The organism is Microbacterium sp. Leaf351 (genome assembly GCF_001423825.1).
GTDB classification, from domain to species: domain Bacteria; phylum Actinomycetota; class Actinomycetes; order Actinomycetales; family Microbacteriaceae; genus Microbacterium; species Microbacterium ginsengisoli.
This window is the reverse complement of record NZ_LMPK01000009.1, coordinates 30,698-44,055: the sequence shown is the minus strand read 5'-3', so window position 1 is coordinate 44,055 and position 13,358 is coordinate 30,698. Positions and strand designations below refer to the sequence as shown.

Genomic DNA, 13,358 nt, shown 5'->3' with positions numbered 1-13,358 from the left:
GGCCTCGCGGTCCTCCCAGCACTCGAAGATGTTGGGGCATCCCGCCTCCTGGCACACGGTGTGCAGGTCTTCGTTCTTCACGAGAGCGTGAAGCTCCCGGTACTCGGGGCCGAGCTTCGCCTTGGTCTTGATCCACTCGGGCTTGCGTTCGATGGGGGTCTCCGCGTTGCGCACCTCGAGGCGCAGCAGCTTGCGGCCCTCCGGCCCGGCGCTCACGCGACGGCCCCCGCGTACTCGCCGGCGAAGACCTCGGCGACCGACGCGAGGATGTCGCGGGGCGCGACATCCTGCCCGACGACCTCGCTGACCGTGGTGACTCCCGCGTCGGTGATACCGCAGGGGATGATGCCGCCGAAGCCGCTGAGGGTGTTGTCGCAGTTGACCGCGAATCCGTGCATGGTGACGCCCTTCTCGACGCGCACGCCGATGGCGGCGACCTTGTCCTCCGACAGCGGACGGCGCACCCAGACGCCGCTGCGTCCCTCGACCTGGTAGCCGTCGACGCCGTGCCGGGCGAGTGCGGCGATGAGGAGGCGTTCGATGCGGCGCACGTGGGCGACGACGTCGACGGGCTCGCCCAGGCGCACGATCGGGTAGCCGACGAGCTGGCCGGGTCCGTGCCAGGTGATCTTGCCGCCGCGGTCGACGTCGATGACGGGCGTGCCGTCCTGCGGGCGCTCCTGCGGCTCGGTGCGCTTGCCGGCCGTGTAGACGGCCTCGTGCTCGAGCAGCAGCAGGGTGTCGTTACGGGTGCCGGCGACGACGTCGGCGTGGATGCGGCGCTGCAGTGCCCAGCCGTCGAGGTAGGGCACGTAATCGGGCGCGAGGCCCACGGTCTGGATGTCGAGCACGATGCTCCGATCATTGATTGCTGGACTGCGTCCAACAATACGCCCGCGTCGGGCGAGAGGGACCGTACGCTGAGGGCATGGCATCCGGACGACCGCGCGCGACCTCGCGCGAGACGATCTCGGATGCCGCGTGCGAGCTGTTCCTCGAACAGGGGTACGACGCGACCTCGGTCGCCGACATCACCGTGCGGGCCGGCGTCAGCCGCTCGAGCTTCTTCAACTACTTCGACTCGAAGGCGGAGGTGCTCTGGAGCGGCCTCGACGGACGGCTCGCGGCCGCCGTCGAGGATCTCGCCACGGGGGAGGGCGACCCGGATGCCGCGGTGCGCCGAGTGCTCAGGGAGCTCGCGGCCGGATTCGCCCCCGACGCGCTGGCGCTCGCGCTCGTGCACGCCGAGGCGATGGGGGTCGCCGGCGAGCTGGATCGCGACGCGGCCACACGACAGGCCCGGCTCGGACGGGCGATCGCGCGGCGACTCGCGGGGGGTGGCCAGGCGCGACTGGTCGCGGACGTGCGCGCCGCAGCGTACGCGGGCGCCCTGTTCGCGGCGCTGCGCGCATGGGCGCACGCCGGCCCCGGGACATCCGCGCTGTCCACGCCGTTGGACGCTGCCCTCACCGCCGTCAACGGCACGCTGCTCGCGTAAACTTGGCGCATCATGGCGACTTTCGGCACACTCTCCGACCGGCTGACCGAGACCTTCCGCGGTCTTCGCACCAAGGGCAAGCTGACCCCGGCTGACGTCGACGGCACCGTCCGCGAGATCCGTCGGGCCCTCCTCGAGGCCGACGTGGCGCTGGTGGTGGTGAAGGAGTTCACCGCGAAGGTGCGCGAGCGCGCGCTCGGGGACGAGGTCAACCGGGCGCTCAACCCGGCGCAGCAGGTCGTGCAGATCGTCAATGAGGAGCTCGTCGCGATCCTCGGCGGCGAGCAGCGCCGACTGCAGTTCGCGAAGAACCCTCCCACGGTCATCATGCTCGCCGGACTCCAGGGCTCCGGAAAGACGACGTTCGCCGGCAAGCTCGCGAAGCTCCTCGAGAAGGAAGGTCACACCCCTCTGCTCGTGGCCGCCGACCTGCAGCGCCCCAACGCCGTCACGCAGCTCACCGTCGTCGCCGAGCGTGCCGGTGCCACGATCTTCGCACCCGAGCCCGGCAACGGCGTCGGCGACCCCGTCACGGTGGCCCGCGACGGTGTGGAGTTCGCCAAGCGGCAGCAGCACGACGTCGTCATCGTGGACACCGCCGGCCGCCTCGGTGTCGACGCGGAGCTCATGACGCAGGCTGCCGACATCCGGGCCGCCATCAGCCCCGACGAGGTGCTGTTCGTGATCGACGCGATGATCGGTCAGGATGCCGTCACCACCGCCCGCGCCTTCCAGGAGGGCGTGGACTTCACCGGTGTCGTGCTCTCGAAGCTCGACGGAGACGCCCGCGGCGGCGCGGCGCTGTCGGTCGCGTCGATCACCGGCCGACCGATCATCTACGCGTCCAACGGCGAGGGACTCGAGGACCTCGAGGTCTTCCACCCCGACCGCATGGCGAGCCGCATCCTCGACCTCGGTGACATCCTCACCCTCATCGAGCAGGCGCAGCAGGCCTTCGACGAGGCCGAGGCGCTGAAGGTCGCCGAGAAGCTCGCGAAGGAGCAGTTCACCCTCGAGGACTTCCTCGAGCAGATGCAGCAGCTCAAGAAGATGGGCTCGATGAAGAAGATGCTCGGGATGCTCCCGGGCATGGGCCAGATGAAGCAGCAGCTCGAGAACTTCGACGAGCGCGAGATCGACCGCACCGAGGCGATCATCCGCTCGATGACCCCGGGGGAGCGTCGCAACCCCAAGGTCCTCAACGGCTCGCGTCGCCTGCGCATCGCGCGCGGATCGGGCATGACCGTCACCGACGTCAACCAGCTCGTCAACCGATTCGAGCAGGCGGCGAAGATGATGAAGACCGTTGCGCGCGGCGGCGTGCCCGCCATCCCGGGCATGGGTCCGGTTCCGGGTGCCCACGGCGGCGGCAAGCGGGGCAAGCAGCAGAAGGCCCGCGGTTCGCGGTCGGGAAACCCGGCCAAGCGTGCGGCCGAGAACGCAGGCATCACCTCCGAACCGGCCGCGCCGACCGGCAGCGGGTTCGGGCTCGGCGGCGGCAACGCTGCGCCGAGCGAGGCCGACCTCGCCGACCTGCAGAAGATGCTCGGGCGCTCCTGATCAGCCGAGGGGCCTCAGCCGCGCGACGGCGGCCAGGGGCGCGCCGGCGCGCCCGCGTGGAACTCCGCGATCAGGTGACGCACGACGGCGCGCAGATCTCCGTCCGCGCCATCGGCGACCGCGAGCTGACGTGATGCGCTCGAGCCTTTGCTGAGGATGTCGCCGACCCCGCGCAACTCGTCAGCGGCACCGAGATCGGCGGCGACCGGCTCGAGGCGCCCGATCGTCTCGAGGAGATCGTCGCGAACGCTGACCTGACGGCCGTGCGTGTCGGCGATGACTCGCGCACCGAGTCCGTAGCGGGCGGCGCGCCACTTGTTCTCGCGCGTGAACCACGGCTGAAGCCGGGGGAGCGTCTCACCGGCGTCGAGGCGGCGGGAGAAGTCCTCAACCAACGCCTGCGTGAGGGCGGCGACGGCGGAGAGCTCGGCGACGGTCGACATCCCGTCGCACGCGCGCACCTCGATGGTTCCCCATCGCGGCGCCGGGCGGATGTCCCATCTCACCTCGGTGGCGTCGGCCATCACGCCGGTGCGGGTCATGTCGTCGAGGTAGGCCTCGAAGTCGCCCCAGTCGTCGATGGCCCACGGCACCCCGGCGGTCGGCAGCTGCTGGAAGACGAGAGAGCGGTTCGACGCGTAGCCCGTGCGCTCCCCGGCCCAGAACGGGCTCGAGGACGACAGCGCGAGCAGGTGCGGGAGGTAGGTGGACAGGGCGCCGACGATCGGCATGACCTTGCTGACGTCGTCGACGCCCACGTGCACGTGCACTCCCCAGATCATCATGTTGCGACCCCACCACTGCGTGCGCTCGACGAGCGAGTGGTAGCGCGTCTTGTCGGTCACCGACTGCTCGTACCACTGCGCGAAGGGGTGGCTTCCGGCCGAGAGCAGCTCGATGCCGGCCCGGTCGGTCTCGGAGCGCACCGCGCTGATAGCGTCCGTGACATCGCCGACCGCCTCGGCGACCGTGTAACCGATGCCGCTCGTCACTTCGACGGTGTTGGTGAGCAGCTCGCCGGTCACCGTGAATCGCTCCGAGGCCGTCGCGTCGGCCAGCGCCTCGACGATCTCGGGGCCTGCGCCTACGAGGTCACCGGAGTCCGCGTCGGCGAGCATCAGCTCCCATTCCAGACCCACGGTGGAACGCGCTGACTCGGCGAAGGGCTGCGGCACGCGCACAGTCTGGCAGAGCGAGTCATGGCGGTTCGCGGCATCCGTCATCTTCTGGCAAAATAGACCGCTGGACCATCGCCCGACCCTCTATCCGGCGACATCCACCCCTTCGAGCTTCCGCCGGGTGTGCACCCCACGCTCCAGGCGACGTTCATTCACGTACACACCATTCAGGAGAATCGTGGCTGTCAAGATCCGTCTCAAGCGCCTGGGCAAGATCCGTGCGCCCTACTACCGCATCGTCGTCGCCGACTCGCGCACCAAGCGCGACGGTCGCGTCATCGAGGAGATCGGCAAGTACCACCCGACCGAGGAGCCCTCGCTCATCCAGGTCGACTCGGAGCGTGCGCAGTACTGGCTCAGCGTCGGCGCCCAGCCGACCGAGCAGGTGCTCGTGCTCCTCAAGCTCACCGGCGACTGGGGCCAGTTCAAGGGTGACAAGAACGCCGTCTCGACCGTGAAGGTCGCCGAGGGCAAGGCCGAGTTCGTGGCCGACACCGCCAAGAAGTCGGTCGTCAAGCCCAAGGTCGAGAAGAAGGCCGAGGAGCCCGTCGCGGAGACCGCCGACGAGGCCCCCGCCGCGGACGAGGCCGAGGCCGACGCCTCGACCACCGAGGACTGAGCCCGTGCTGGCTGCCGCGCTCGAGCACGTCGTGAAGGCGATCGTCGATCGTCCCGATGACGTACGCATCGAGGCCACCTCATCGCCGCGGGGGGATGTGCTCGATGTGCACGTCCACCCCGACGACCGTGGTCGCGTGATCGGGCGCGGCGGCCGCACAGCCAAGTCCCTGCGAACGGTCGTGGCCGCCCTGGCCGCCGGCCGGCGGGTGCGCGTCGACATCTCCGACGACTGATGTCCGCGACCCCCAGCCCCGACGCGCGGGCGCGCTCCGGCGTGCGCGCACCCCGACCCGGCAAGACCCAGCTCCGTGTCGGCCGGCTCGTGAAGGCCCATGGCCTGAAGGGCGCCCTCAAGCTCGAGCTCTACACCGATGACCCCGACGGTCGCTTCGTCCCCGGTGCCGCGTTCATCCTGCAGGTGCCGGACTCCTCGGAGTGGTTCGGCAAGACCGTCACCGTGCGTGAGTTCCGGTGGATGAACTCCCACCCGGTCGTGTTCTTCGACGGCGTGGAGGACCGCACCGGCGCGGACTCCCTCGTGCGCGCCATCCTCTGGATCGACCAGGATGACGCCGCCCCCGCCGAGGACGACGCCTGGTTCGACCATCAGCTCGTCGGACTCGACGTCGTACGTGAGGGACAGAGCGTGGGGCGCGTCGTCCGCGTCGACCACCTTCCCGCGCAGGATCTCCTCATCGTCAAGGCGGGGGAGCGCGAGGTGCTCGTGCCGTTCGTGTCGGCCATCGTCCCGGAGGTCGACGTGCACGGCGGTCGTGTGGTCGTGACGCCGCCGAACGGTCTGTTCGAGGATCTCGTCGACGACGATCCCGAGCCGGCTCCGACCGCTCCCGGAACCGAGGACGACGAGACCGACGACGAGACCGACGAGCGCTGACATGCGCATCGACGTCGTCTCGATCTTCCCCTCGTTCTTCGACGTCCTCGAGGTCTCCCTTCTCGGGAAGGCGCGGGGGCGCGGCATCCTCGACGTGCGCGTGCACGATCTGCGCGATCACACCCACGATCGTCATCGCACCGTCGATGACAGTCCGTACGGGGGCGGGGCCGGGATGGTCATGAAGCCCGAACCCTGGGGCGAGGCCCTCGATGCGATCGTGGCGGATGCCGCGGCATCCCCGACTCTCATCTTCCCGTCGCCCGCGGGGGAGCGGTTCACCCAGTCGCTCGCGCGGGAACTGTCCACCCGTGAGCACCTCGTATTCGGTTGCGGACGCTACGAGGGCATCGACGAGCGCGTCTTCGAGGAGGCGGCGCGGCTCGGCGAGGTTCGGCTCGTGAGTCTCGGCGACTATGTGCTCAACGGCGGCGAGGTCGCCGCGATGGCCATGATCGAGGCGATCGGACGACTCATCCCCGGAGTGGTCGGAAATCCCGAGAGCCTCGTCGAGGAATCGCACCAGGACGGGCTCCTCGAGTACCCGTCGTACACGAAGCCGTCGAGCTGGCGCGGCAGAGACGTGCCGCCCGTCCTCCTCAGCGGCGACCACGGGCGCATCGCCGCGTGGAGGCACGACCAGCAGGTCGAGCGCACGCGGGCGCGCCGCCCCGACTTGCTGCCGGCGGAGTCAGTCGACGCCGAGGAATGACCGGTCGGTCAGCACGATGGGGCCGTCGGAGGTGACGGCGATCGTGTGCTCGGAGTGCGCTCCCCGGGAACCGTCGGCGCTGCGCAGGGTCCAGCCGTCGGGGTCGGTGACCAGTTCGTCGGTCGTCGCGAGGAACCACGGCTCGATCGCGATCACGAGACCGTCGCGCAGCGGGTAGCCGCGGTTCGCCTTCCCGTCGTTCGGGATGTGCGGGTCGCCGTGCATGATGTGTCCGACGCCGTGTCCGCCGAAATCGGTGTTGATGCTGTAGCCCTCGCCGCGCGCCACCGCGGCGATCGCGTGGGAGATGTCGCCGACCTTGTGGCCGACGGTCGCTGCGGCGATCGCCGCGTCGAGTGCGCGCTCCGTGGTCTCGATCAGACGCAGGTCTTCGTCGCGGGCGGTGCCGACGACGAAGGAGACCGCCGAGTCTGCCACCCAGCCGTCGATGGAGACCGCGAAGTCGAGAGTCACGAGGTCGCCGTCGCGCAGGGCGTAGTCGTGGGGGAGTCCGTGCAGCACGGCATCGTTGACGGACGTGCAGATCACCTTGCCGAACGGGCTCGCCCCGAACGAGGGGTGGTAGTCGATGTAGCAGGACTCCGCCCCCGCGCGGCGGATGAGGTCGTGAGCGCGGCGGTCGATCGCGAGCAGGTTCGTGCCCACCGATGTCTCGTCGCGCAGCGTCGCGAGCGTCTCGGCGACGAACCGGCCGACGGGTCGCATCTGCTCGATCTCGGTCGGTGTGCGCAGCTCGATCATGGGTGGTGCCTCCTGTATCTGATCCATTCTCTCGGATCCCGGCTGTCGCCGCTGAGAGGAGGCTCCGCATCGCCGAAGGTGCCGCCGAGCGCGGCGTCATCGGGCGTAGCATCGGGGTCATGTGGCTCAGGCGCGCGTTCTTCCGATGGCTCATCCCGGCCGCCTTCGTGCTGCCGGCGTGGCTGTTCGTCGGGTGGGGCGTGTTCAACGCCGGGGCCTGGGCGTTCCTCTGGGTGCTGTTCATCGCGATCCCCTCGGTGCTCGTCGGCCAGCTGCTGCTCGCCCTTCTGGTCCGCGCGCGCCCGACCGTGCGGGAGAGCCGCGCCGTGTCATGGCTGGATGTCGCGGGCTTCGCCGTCTGGCACCTCCTCACGATCTCGCTCGGCTTCTTCCGCGAGTCTTGGTGGGCACCGGTCATGGTGCTCACGATCTTCGTCGGGGTCGCGCTGCTGTGGCTGACGCTGCGGCAGCTGTGGCGGGAAGCCAAGCCCGGCCGCGCGATCTTCCGTGCCGCCGACGGCACGGGCTACATCCCGCCGATGCGCCCGCGCCCGGCGGCCCCGCAGGGCGAGCACGAGGTCATCGTCATCACCGAGACGAGTCGCGGGGCACAGTGACGCGAGGACGGATGCCGCGGCATCCGCTCTCTCGGTTTTGAGACGTTCGTCATCCGTGGCAGAATGGCTGTTTGTGCTCTGATGGGCTCTGCCTCAGGGGAGCGTGCCGGAGATTCTTCCGGCGGACGAGCACATTCCCCGTACATCTAACGATGCAGCCGACCTGTGGCGGTTGCAGGAAGCAGAGATCATGCAGATCCTCGACGAGCTCGACGCCGCGTCGCTCCGTTCCGACATCCCCGCCTTCGCCCCCGGTGACACCGTCAAGGTCCACGTGAACATCGTCGAAGGCAGCCGCTCGCGCGTGCAGGTCTTCCAGGGTGTCGTCATCGGCCGCTCGGGCGACGGCGTCCGTGAGACGTTCACGGTGCGCAAGATCAGCTTCCAGGTCGGCGTCGAGCGCACCTTCCCGGTGCACTCGCCGGTTCTCGACAAGATCGAGATCGTCACCCGTGGTGACGTGCGCCGCGCGAAGCTCTACTACCTGCGCAACCTCCGTGGCAAGAAGGCCAAGATCAAGGAGAAGCGCGACCGCTGAGGTCCCCTTCAGAACGCCCCGCTCATCGAGCGGGGCGTTCGTCGTTTCCGGCCACGACTCTCCGTCGCGTCGGGTGTGTCGCGGTGCGCTGTGTGAGACGCTGATGGCCGGCTTTCGTTACGCCGCGTGAGGACCTGCATGACCACCGAAGAACACTCCCTCCCCGACGAGACGCCGTCGGCGCCGATCCGTACCCGTCGCCGCGGGGGACCCTGGCGATTCGCGCGGGACGTCGTGGTCGTCGTCGTCATCGCAGTGCTCGTGTCGTTCCTCGTGAAGACGTTCGTCGTGCGCTCGTTCTACATCCCTTCGGCGTCGATGGAGACGACCTTGATGGAGCAGGACCGCATCCTCGTCGACGAGATCACGCCGAATTTCGGCGGATACCAGCGCGGCGACATCGTGGTCTTCAAGGACCCGGGCGGCTGGCTGGATCCGAGCACGACCGCCTCCGGGCCCCAGAATCCGATCTTCGCTGGAATCGACTGGGTGCTCTCCCTCGTCGGGCTCTCCACGAGCGACAGCGACGACCATCTGATCAAGCGCATCATCGGCCTGCCGGGAGACCACGTCGTCTGCTGCAACGCCGCGGGGCAGATCACGGTGAACGGGCAGCCGATCGACGAGCAGTCGTACATCACCGTGCCGTCACCCGGTGCCGCCGCGTCGGGCATCGCCTTCGACGTCACCGTGCCGCAGGGTTCGCTCTGGGTTCTCGGCGACAATCGGTACCGCTCGAAGGACTCGCGATACAACCAGGATCAGCCGGGGAAGGGGTTCGTGCCCGTCTCGGATGTCGTGGGTCGCGCGTTCCTCATCACCTGGCCGTTCTCGCGCTTCGGCGCGCTCGATTTCCACCACGACGTCTTCGCCGGCGTCCCGGGGCCCTCCGGCTCTCCCGTCCCCTCGCCGACCCCGACGACCACGGGCGCTCCGTGACGGTCATCGAGCCCACTCTCGTGTTCGAACGCGAACTGCTGGCGCGGCATCCGCTCGTCATCGCGTGCGACGAGGTCGGGCGCGGCGCTCTCGCGGGGCCGGTGGCGATCGGCGCGGCGGTACTCGGCGAAGTCGAGATCGAGGCGGGTGTTCCGAATGGGTTGCGCGATTCGAAGCTCGTCGCCGAGCGACGGCGGGCCGACGTGCGCGATCGTGCTCGGGGATGGGTGTCCGCGTCCGCGATCGGCTGGTCGAGCGCTGCCGAGATCGACGAGATCGGCATCATGCGCGCCATGGGCAACGCGGCGCTGCGTGCTCTCGCCGACCTCCGCGGCCAGGGTGTCGAGGTGGACGACGCGATCGTGCTGCTCGACGGCAACCACGACTACATCACTCCGACCGCCGACCCCGGGGCGCCCGTGATCGTGCGGGTCAAGGCGGACCGCGATTGCGCGAGCGCGTCGGCGGCGTCGATCATCGCGAAGGTCGCGCGCGACGAGGTGATGACGGAGCTGCATCCGACTCATCCGGCGTACGAGTGGCATCGCAACAAGGGCTACGCCAGTGAGGTCCACCGCGCGGCGATCCGCGCGCACGGGCTGAGCCCCCACCACCGCGCGAGCTGGGCGATCGCCGACGCGCCCACCCTGTGGTGAGCGTCGTGTGCGGACGGTCGGGAGCGGCATCCGTCGCTCTAGGATGGAGACACCATGGATGACGATGTCTTCGAGGATTACGACCGCGAACTCGAGCTGGCTCTGTACCGGGAGTACCGCGATGTCGTCCTGCAGTTCCAGTACGTGATCGAGACCGAGCGACGGTTCTACCTCGCCAACGACGTGAATGTCGTGCGCCGCGACACCGAGCACGACTTCTACTTCGAGATCACGATGACCGATGTGTGGGTCTGGGACATCTACCGGGCCGACCGGTTCGTGAAGTCGGTGCGGGTCCTGACGTTCAAGGACGTGAACGTCGAGGAGCTGTCGCGTCGCGACTTCCAGCTGCCCGAAGAGCTCTCGCTCGACAGCTGAGCTCCTCCACAGGCGGTCGCGCCGCGCCGTGAGGCGCACGCTCTCCCCGGATCGACCAGGTGGCGCGGATGACACGCGATGCCCGGCGACGCTGGGGTCATGGCAGCGAAGGACGTCCTCGGGCGGGCCGGTGAAGACCGAGCCGCCGCTCATCTGATCGCGGTGGGATTCACCGTGCTCGACCGCAATTGGCGCGCGCCCGGCGGGGAGATCGACATCGTGGCCCGCGAGGGCGACGAGGTCGTCGTGGTCGAGGTGAAGACGCGCACGAGCGTGGCCTACGGGCATCCGCTCGAGGCGGTGTCGGCGGTCAAGCTCGCGCGGTTATGGCGGCTTGCCTACGCGTGGCGTCGGGTGCATGCCGGTGAACTGCGAGGCGCTGCGTTGCGCGTCGATGCGATCGCGGTGATCGGAGCCGACCCCGCCACCGGCGCGATCGAGCACCTGCGAGATCTCCGATGACCGTCGCCCGTACCGCGGCCATCGCCCTTGTCGGCCTCGACGGCACGGTCGTCGACGTCGAGGCCGACCTCACCGACCAGCAGCCCGATCTGCGCATCATCGGCCTCGGTGACAGGGCGCTCTCCGAGGCGGCGCAGCGCGTGACGAACGCGTGCATGAACAGCGGACTCCCGCTGCCCCGCCGACGCATCACCGTCAACCTCATCCCCGCGGATGTCCCGAAGCACGGCGCGGCGTTCGACCTCGCCATCGCCGTCGCAGCGCTCGCGAGCGCGGGCGTCCTGGATGCGGCATCCGTCGCGCGCAGCGTCCACATCGGCGAGCTCGGCCTCGACGGGCGAGTCCGAGCGGTGCCGGGAGTGCTTCCGGCCGTGATGGCGGCCGCGCGCCGCGGCTGTGGCCGCGTCGTCGTGCCCCGCGCGAACCTCACCGAGGCGCAACTCGTGCCCGGCATCGATGTCGTCGGTGTCGCCGATCTGAGGGCGACGGCCGTGTTGCACGGCGCCGAGCTCGAGGCGGATGACCCGGGGGACACGGTACCCACCGCGGTTTCGGACGCAGCCGACGACGACCCACCGGTCGCCGACTCGGCCGAGCTCGCCGATGTCGTCGGGCAGGACGCCGCTGTCGAGGCGCTGGTCGTCGCGGCCGCCGGTGCACACCACGTGCTCATGAGCGGGCCACCCGGTGCGGGCAAGACCATGCTCGCCCGACGTCTCCCCGCCCTCGACGACGACGCGGCGCTGACCGCGGCCGCCGTGGCATCCCTGTCGGGACGGCGGGTGTCTCGGCTTCAGCGCACACCCCCGCTGGAGGCACCCCACCATTCCGCGAGCGTGGCGGCGCTCGTCGGAGGGGGTTCCCGCACGGTGCGACCCGGGGCGATCTCACGGGCGAGCGGCGGCGTGCTCTTCCTCGACGAGGCGGGCGAGTTCCCGTCGTCGGTGCTGGACGCTCTCCGTCAGCCGCTCGAGCGCGGTGCCATCGAGATCCATCGCATGGGGGTCGTCGCCGCGTTCCCGGCGAGATTCCAGCTCGTCGTCTTTTGTGTACGACTGGACAGTGCCTAGAGACACCACAGTGACTCAGGAGGTCGCTCGTAGCGCCACCGCGCTGCTGCAGTGCATTCGTGGCCGACCCTCGGACTTGGCTGCGCGCGCATTGGGACCTCATCGTGCGGCTGTCCCGGTGTGCGTGGGCCGGTTCCCTTCCGGAGTGGATCCGTCACGGAGATTGGTGAAGGGAGGCGACTCCGCGTCGCGACGACAAGATGGCCACATCGTTGGTGCCGCGGCTTGAGTCCTAGCCGTTTCCCTCTGGATCGTTGGGTGTGCCCAAGGCGCCCAGGAGTTCTTCGATCGCGACGCGTAGTTCGTTGTAGCCGTGCACATAGAACATCGCGTCCATGCCCGGTCTTTCCGCGTTGTCGAAGTCGGTGACGAGCTGATGCGCCTCGCGGATGGCAGTTTCGAGCCAGGTCTCGACGCCCGGCAGCCCTTGGATCCAGGCATCGATGATGGTGAATGGGATCGGGGCGTAGCCGTGCGCGTCAACACCGACGTGGAACTGATGCCCGTCCGGTCCGTGGTCGCGGGCGTGGGTGTGCCCGTGTAGCAGGGGGATCCCATCGTCCCACCGCGGCCGATGTGTTGTTTGCCAGTCCATGTCTTGCGTGTCGCCACGGTAGGGGTAGTGGGATGCGAGCAGTCGGTATCCGTGCCGCGTGCCCTCGATGACGTCCGGGAGGATGGTCCACCCGGCCTGTTCGTACTGTGGCCGGAATCGTTCGATCGCCCGCTTGCTCTGCGTCGCAGACGAGACCCGGTCGTGGTTACCGGGGACGAGGAACCGGCGCCCATTTAGCTGTGCTGTCAGCGCGAGGGACTCCTCGATCGGGCCGAGCCCGACGTCCCCGAGGTGAAGGACGATGTCCTCCGCGGCCACCGTGTGGTTCCATCGGCGGATCAGTTCTTCGTTCATCTCCTCGACGGTGGTGAACGGGCGGCCGGCGAGTTCGCTGATGCGGGCATGACTGAAATGGGTGTCCGCGGTCACGAAGTCGACCTGGTCGAAGTCGAACCACGGATACTCGCTCACGGTCGCCTCCGCCGATCATCGTGGGGTTGGGAATGTCTAGCGGAATCTACCGCGGTCTATTGTCTGATAGCTCTGGGAAGCTTCCGCTAGAGCTCATCGAAGTGGCGGTCTGCCTGGCAGGAAGGCGCTGAAGGCTCGCCTGCCGCGATCCGAGCTACTGCGCCACCGGCCACCGGCGTAAGCGCTCCTTGTGCTCATCGGTCGTCAGACCGGGCTTGCGGCCACTGTCGACTGCGTCACGGTTCATCCAGTTGCGAAGACAGGACTCGCTGATTGCCAGATCACAGGCGGTCTGGCCGACAGGGTTTCCCTGGGCGACCAGATCCGGGGCTCGACGCCGGAACTCCGGTGGGTGAGCAGCAGGCATCTCACAGACTCCTTCCGAGAAGATCATCGCCTCAACTCAGGTGTCCGGAAAACCTGGTCACGCTCCCAATCTCGTCGA

Annotated in this window: 17 protein-coding genes and 1 pseudogene; 13 read left to right on the top strand and 5 right to left on the bottom strand. The window is 68.9% G+C overall.

Going from position 1 to position 13,358, the window contains the following annotated elements; translation table 11 throughout:
- Together ASG00_RS16730 and lipB are read right to left on the bottom strand one after the other, a co-directional pair.
- Window positions 1–216, bottom strand: a pseudogene (locus ASG00_RS16730) (lipoyl synthase); the annotation flags it as partial.
- On the bottom strand, window positions 213–851 hold the full coding sequence (gene lipB, locus ASG00_RS03470) for a lipoyl(octanoyl) transferase LipB (RefSeq protein ID WP_056206938.1): 639 nt from the start codon (window positions 849–851) through the stop codon (window positions 213–215). The gene lipB and the pseudogene ASG00_RS16730, both read right to left, overlap by 4 nt.
- Before the next feature lie 77 nt (window positions 852–928).
- Between lipB and ASG00_RS03465 the strand changes: the two genes are divergently transcribed.
- Together ASG00_RS03465 and ffh are read left to right on the top strand one after the other, a co-directional pair.
- Complete coding sequence (locus ASG00_RS03465) at window positions 929–1,498, top strand: TetR/AcrR family transcriptional regulator (protein ID WP_056206935.1); 570 nt, start codon at window positions 929–931, stop codon at window positions 1,496–1,498.
- A gap of 12 nt (window positions 1,499–1,510) precedes the next feature.
- Window positions 1,511–3,058 (top strand): signal recognition particle protein, encoded by a 1,548-nt coding sequence (gene ffh / locus ASG00_RS03460; protein ID WP_056206934.1) that lies wholly within the window; start codon window positions 1,511–1,513, stop codon window positions 3,056–3,058.
- Window positions 3,059–3,072: 14 nt separating this feature from the next.
- Here the strand turns inward: ffh and ASG00_RS03455 are convergent, their stop codons facing one another.
- Window positions 3,073–4,233: a glutamate--cysteine ligase gene (locus ASG00_RS03455; protein ID WP_156454815.1), complete on the bottom strand. Its 1,161-nt coding sequence runs from the start codon at window positions 4,231–4,233 to the stop codon at window positions 3,073–3,075.
- A gap of 181 nt (window positions 4,234–4,414) precedes the next feature.
- Here ASG00_RS03455 and rpsP point away from each other — a divergent pair, with 181 nt between their 5' ends.
- Genes rpsP through trmD form a run of 4 tightly spaced genes read left to right on the top strand, consistent with a single transcriptional unit; the run spans window position 4,415 to window position 6,464 of the window.
- On the top strand, window positions 4,415–4,855 hold the full coding sequence (gene rpsP, locus ASG00_RS03450; RefSeq protein ID WP_045248439.1) for a 30S ribosomal protein S16: 441 nt from the start codon (window positions 4,415–4,417) through the stop codon (window positions 4,853–4,855).
- A gap of 4 nt (window positions 4,856–4,859) precedes the next feature.
- Window positions 4,860–5,090: an RNA-binding protein gene (locus tag ASG00_RS03445; protein WP_045248438.1), complete on the top strand. Its 231-nt coding sequence runs from the start codon at window positions 4,860–4,862 to the stop codon at window positions 5,088–5,090.
- The gene (gene rimM, locus ASG00_RS03440; protein WP_045248437.1) at window positions 5,090–5,752 is read left to right on the top strand and encodes a ribosome maturation factor RimM; all 663 of its coding nucleotides are present in this window, start codon (window positions 5,090–5,092) and stop codon (window positions 5,750–5,752) included. Before ASG00_RS03445 ends, rimM begins: the two co-directional genes overlap by 1 nt.
- Before the next feature lies 1 nt (window position 5,753).
- Complete coding sequence (gene trmD, locus ASG00_RS03435; RefSeq protein WP_056206931.1) at window positions 5,754–6,464, top strand: tRNA (guanosine(37)-N1)-methyltransferase TrmD; 711 nt, start codon at window positions 5,754–5,756, stop codon at window positions 6,462–6,464.
- Here the strand turns inward: trmD and map are convergent.
- The gene (gene map / locus ASG00_RS03430) at window positions 6,444–7,226 is read right to left on the bottom strand and encodes a type I methionyl aminopeptidase (RefSeq protein ID WP_056206929.1); all 783 of its coding nucleotides are present in this window, start codon (window positions 7,224–7,226) and stop codon (window positions 6,444–6,446) included. The genes trmD and map overlap by 21 nt on opposite strands.
- Window positions 7,227–7,345: 119 nt before the next feature.
- Between map and ASG00_RS03425 the strand changes: the two genes are divergently transcribed.
- The 7 genes from ASG00_RS03425 to ASG00_RS03395 all read left to right on the top strand — a co-directional run bounded on the left by ASG00_RS03425 (window position 7,346) and on the right by ASG00_RS03395 (window position 11,886).
- Window positions 7,346–7,843, top strand: a complete 498-nt coding sequence (locus ASG00_RS03425; protein ID WP_056206927.1) for a hypothetical protein — start codon at window positions 7,346–7,348, stop codon at window positions 7,841–7,843.
- Window positions 7,844–8,033: 190 nt separating this feature from the next.
- Window positions 8,034–8,381, top strand: a complete 348-nt coding sequence (gene rplS / locus ASG00_RS03420) for a 50S ribosomal protein L19 (protein WP_045248433.1) — start codon at window positions 8,034–8,036, stop codon at window positions 8,379–8,381.
- 138 nt (window positions 8,382–8,519) lie between these two features.
- Complete coding sequence (lepB, locus tag ASG00_RS03415; RefSeq protein ID WP_056206925.1) at window positions 8,520–9,320, top strand: signal peptidase I; 801 nt, start codon at window positions 8,520–8,522, stop codon at window positions 9,318–9,320.
- A complete protein-coding gene (locus ASG00_RS03410; RefSeq protein WP_056206924.1) occupies window positions 9,317–9,976 on the top strand; it encodes a ribonuclease HII in 660 nt (219 codons plus the stop codon). Before lepB ends, ASG00_RS03410 begins: the two co-directional genes overlap by 4 nt.
- A gap of 54 nt (window positions 9,977–10,030) precedes the next feature.
- Window positions 10,031–10,354, top strand: coding sequence for a DUF2469 family protein (locus ASG00_RS03405; protein ID WP_045248430.1), 324 nt, complete (start codon window positions 10,031–10,033; stop codon window positions 10,352–10,354).
- Window positions 10,355–10,453: 99 nt separating this feature from the next.
- Window positions 10,454–10,816 carry a YraN family protein gene (locus tag ASG00_RS03400; protein ID WP_056206923.1) on the top strand — a complete coding sequence of 121 codons (363 nt, stop codon included), beginning with the start codon at window positions 10,454–10,456 and terminating at the stop codon, window positions 10,814–10,816.
- Window positions 10,813–11,886: an ATP-binding protein gene (locus tag ASG00_RS03395; protein ID WP_056206921.1), complete on the top strand. Its 1,074-nt coding sequence runs from the start codon at window positions 10,813–10,815 to the stop codon at window positions 11,884–11,886. The genes ASG00_RS03400 and ASG00_RS03395 overlap by 4 nt, the downstream gene beginning before the upstream one ends.
- A gap of 232 nt (window positions 11,887–12,118) precedes the next feature.
- On the opposite strand, the gene ASG00_RS03390 is transcribed toward ASG00_RS03395, so the two are convergent.
- Entirely contained in the window at window positions 12,119–12,871 is a 753-nt protein-coding gene (locus tag ASG00_RS03390; protein WP_162238340.1) for a metallophosphoesterase, read from the bottom strand.
- Window positions 12,872–13,358 lie beyond the last annotated feature (487 nt).

Excerpts from the sequence above, each read along its gene's own strand:
- ASG00_RS03405 (WP_045248430.1), top strand. The coding sequence starts at position 10,031 with ATGGATGACGATGTCTTCGAGGATTACGACCGCGAACTCGAGCTGGCT.
- ASG00_RS03400 (WP_056206923.1), top strand. The coding sequence starts at position 10,454 with ATGGCAGCGAAGGACGTCCTCGGGCGGGCCGGTGAAGACCGAGCCGCC.
- ASG00_RS03425 (WP_056206927.1), top strand. The coding sequence starts at position 7,346 with ATGTGGCTCAGGCGCGCGTTCTTCCGATGGCTCATCCCGGCCGCCTTC.
- rimM (WP_045248437.1), top strand. The coding sequence starts at position 5,090 with ATGTCCGCGACCCCCAGCCCCGACGCGCGGGCGCGCTCCGGCGTGCGC.
- ffh (WP_056206934.1), top strand. The coding sequence starts at position 1,511 with ATGGCGACTTTCGGCACACTCTCCGACCGGCTGACCGAGACCTTCCGC.
- rplS (WP_045248433.1), top strand. The coding sequence starts at position 8,034 with ATGCAGATCCTCGACGAGCTCGACGCCGCGTCGCTCCGTTCCGACATC.
- ASG00_RS03465 (WP_056206935.1), top strand. The coding sequence starts at position 929 with ATGGCATCCGGACGACCGCGCGCGACCTCGCGCGAGACGATCTCGGAT.
- ASG00_RS03395 (WP_056206921.1), top strand. The coding sequence starts at position 10,813 with ATGACCGTCGCCCGTACCGCGGCCATCGCCCTTGTCGGCCTCGACGGC.
- lepB (WP_056206925.1), top strand. The coding sequence starts at position 8,520 with ATGACCACCGAAGAACACTCCCTCCCCGACGAGACGCCGTCGGCGCCG.
- map (WP_056206929.1), bottom strand. The coding sequence starts at position 7,226 with ATGATCGAGCTGCGCACACCGACCGAGATCGAGCAGATGCGACCCGTC.
- trmD (WP_056206931.1), top strand. The coding sequence starts at position 5,754 with ATGCGCATCGACGTCGTCTCGATCTTCCCCTCGTTCTTCGACGTCCTC.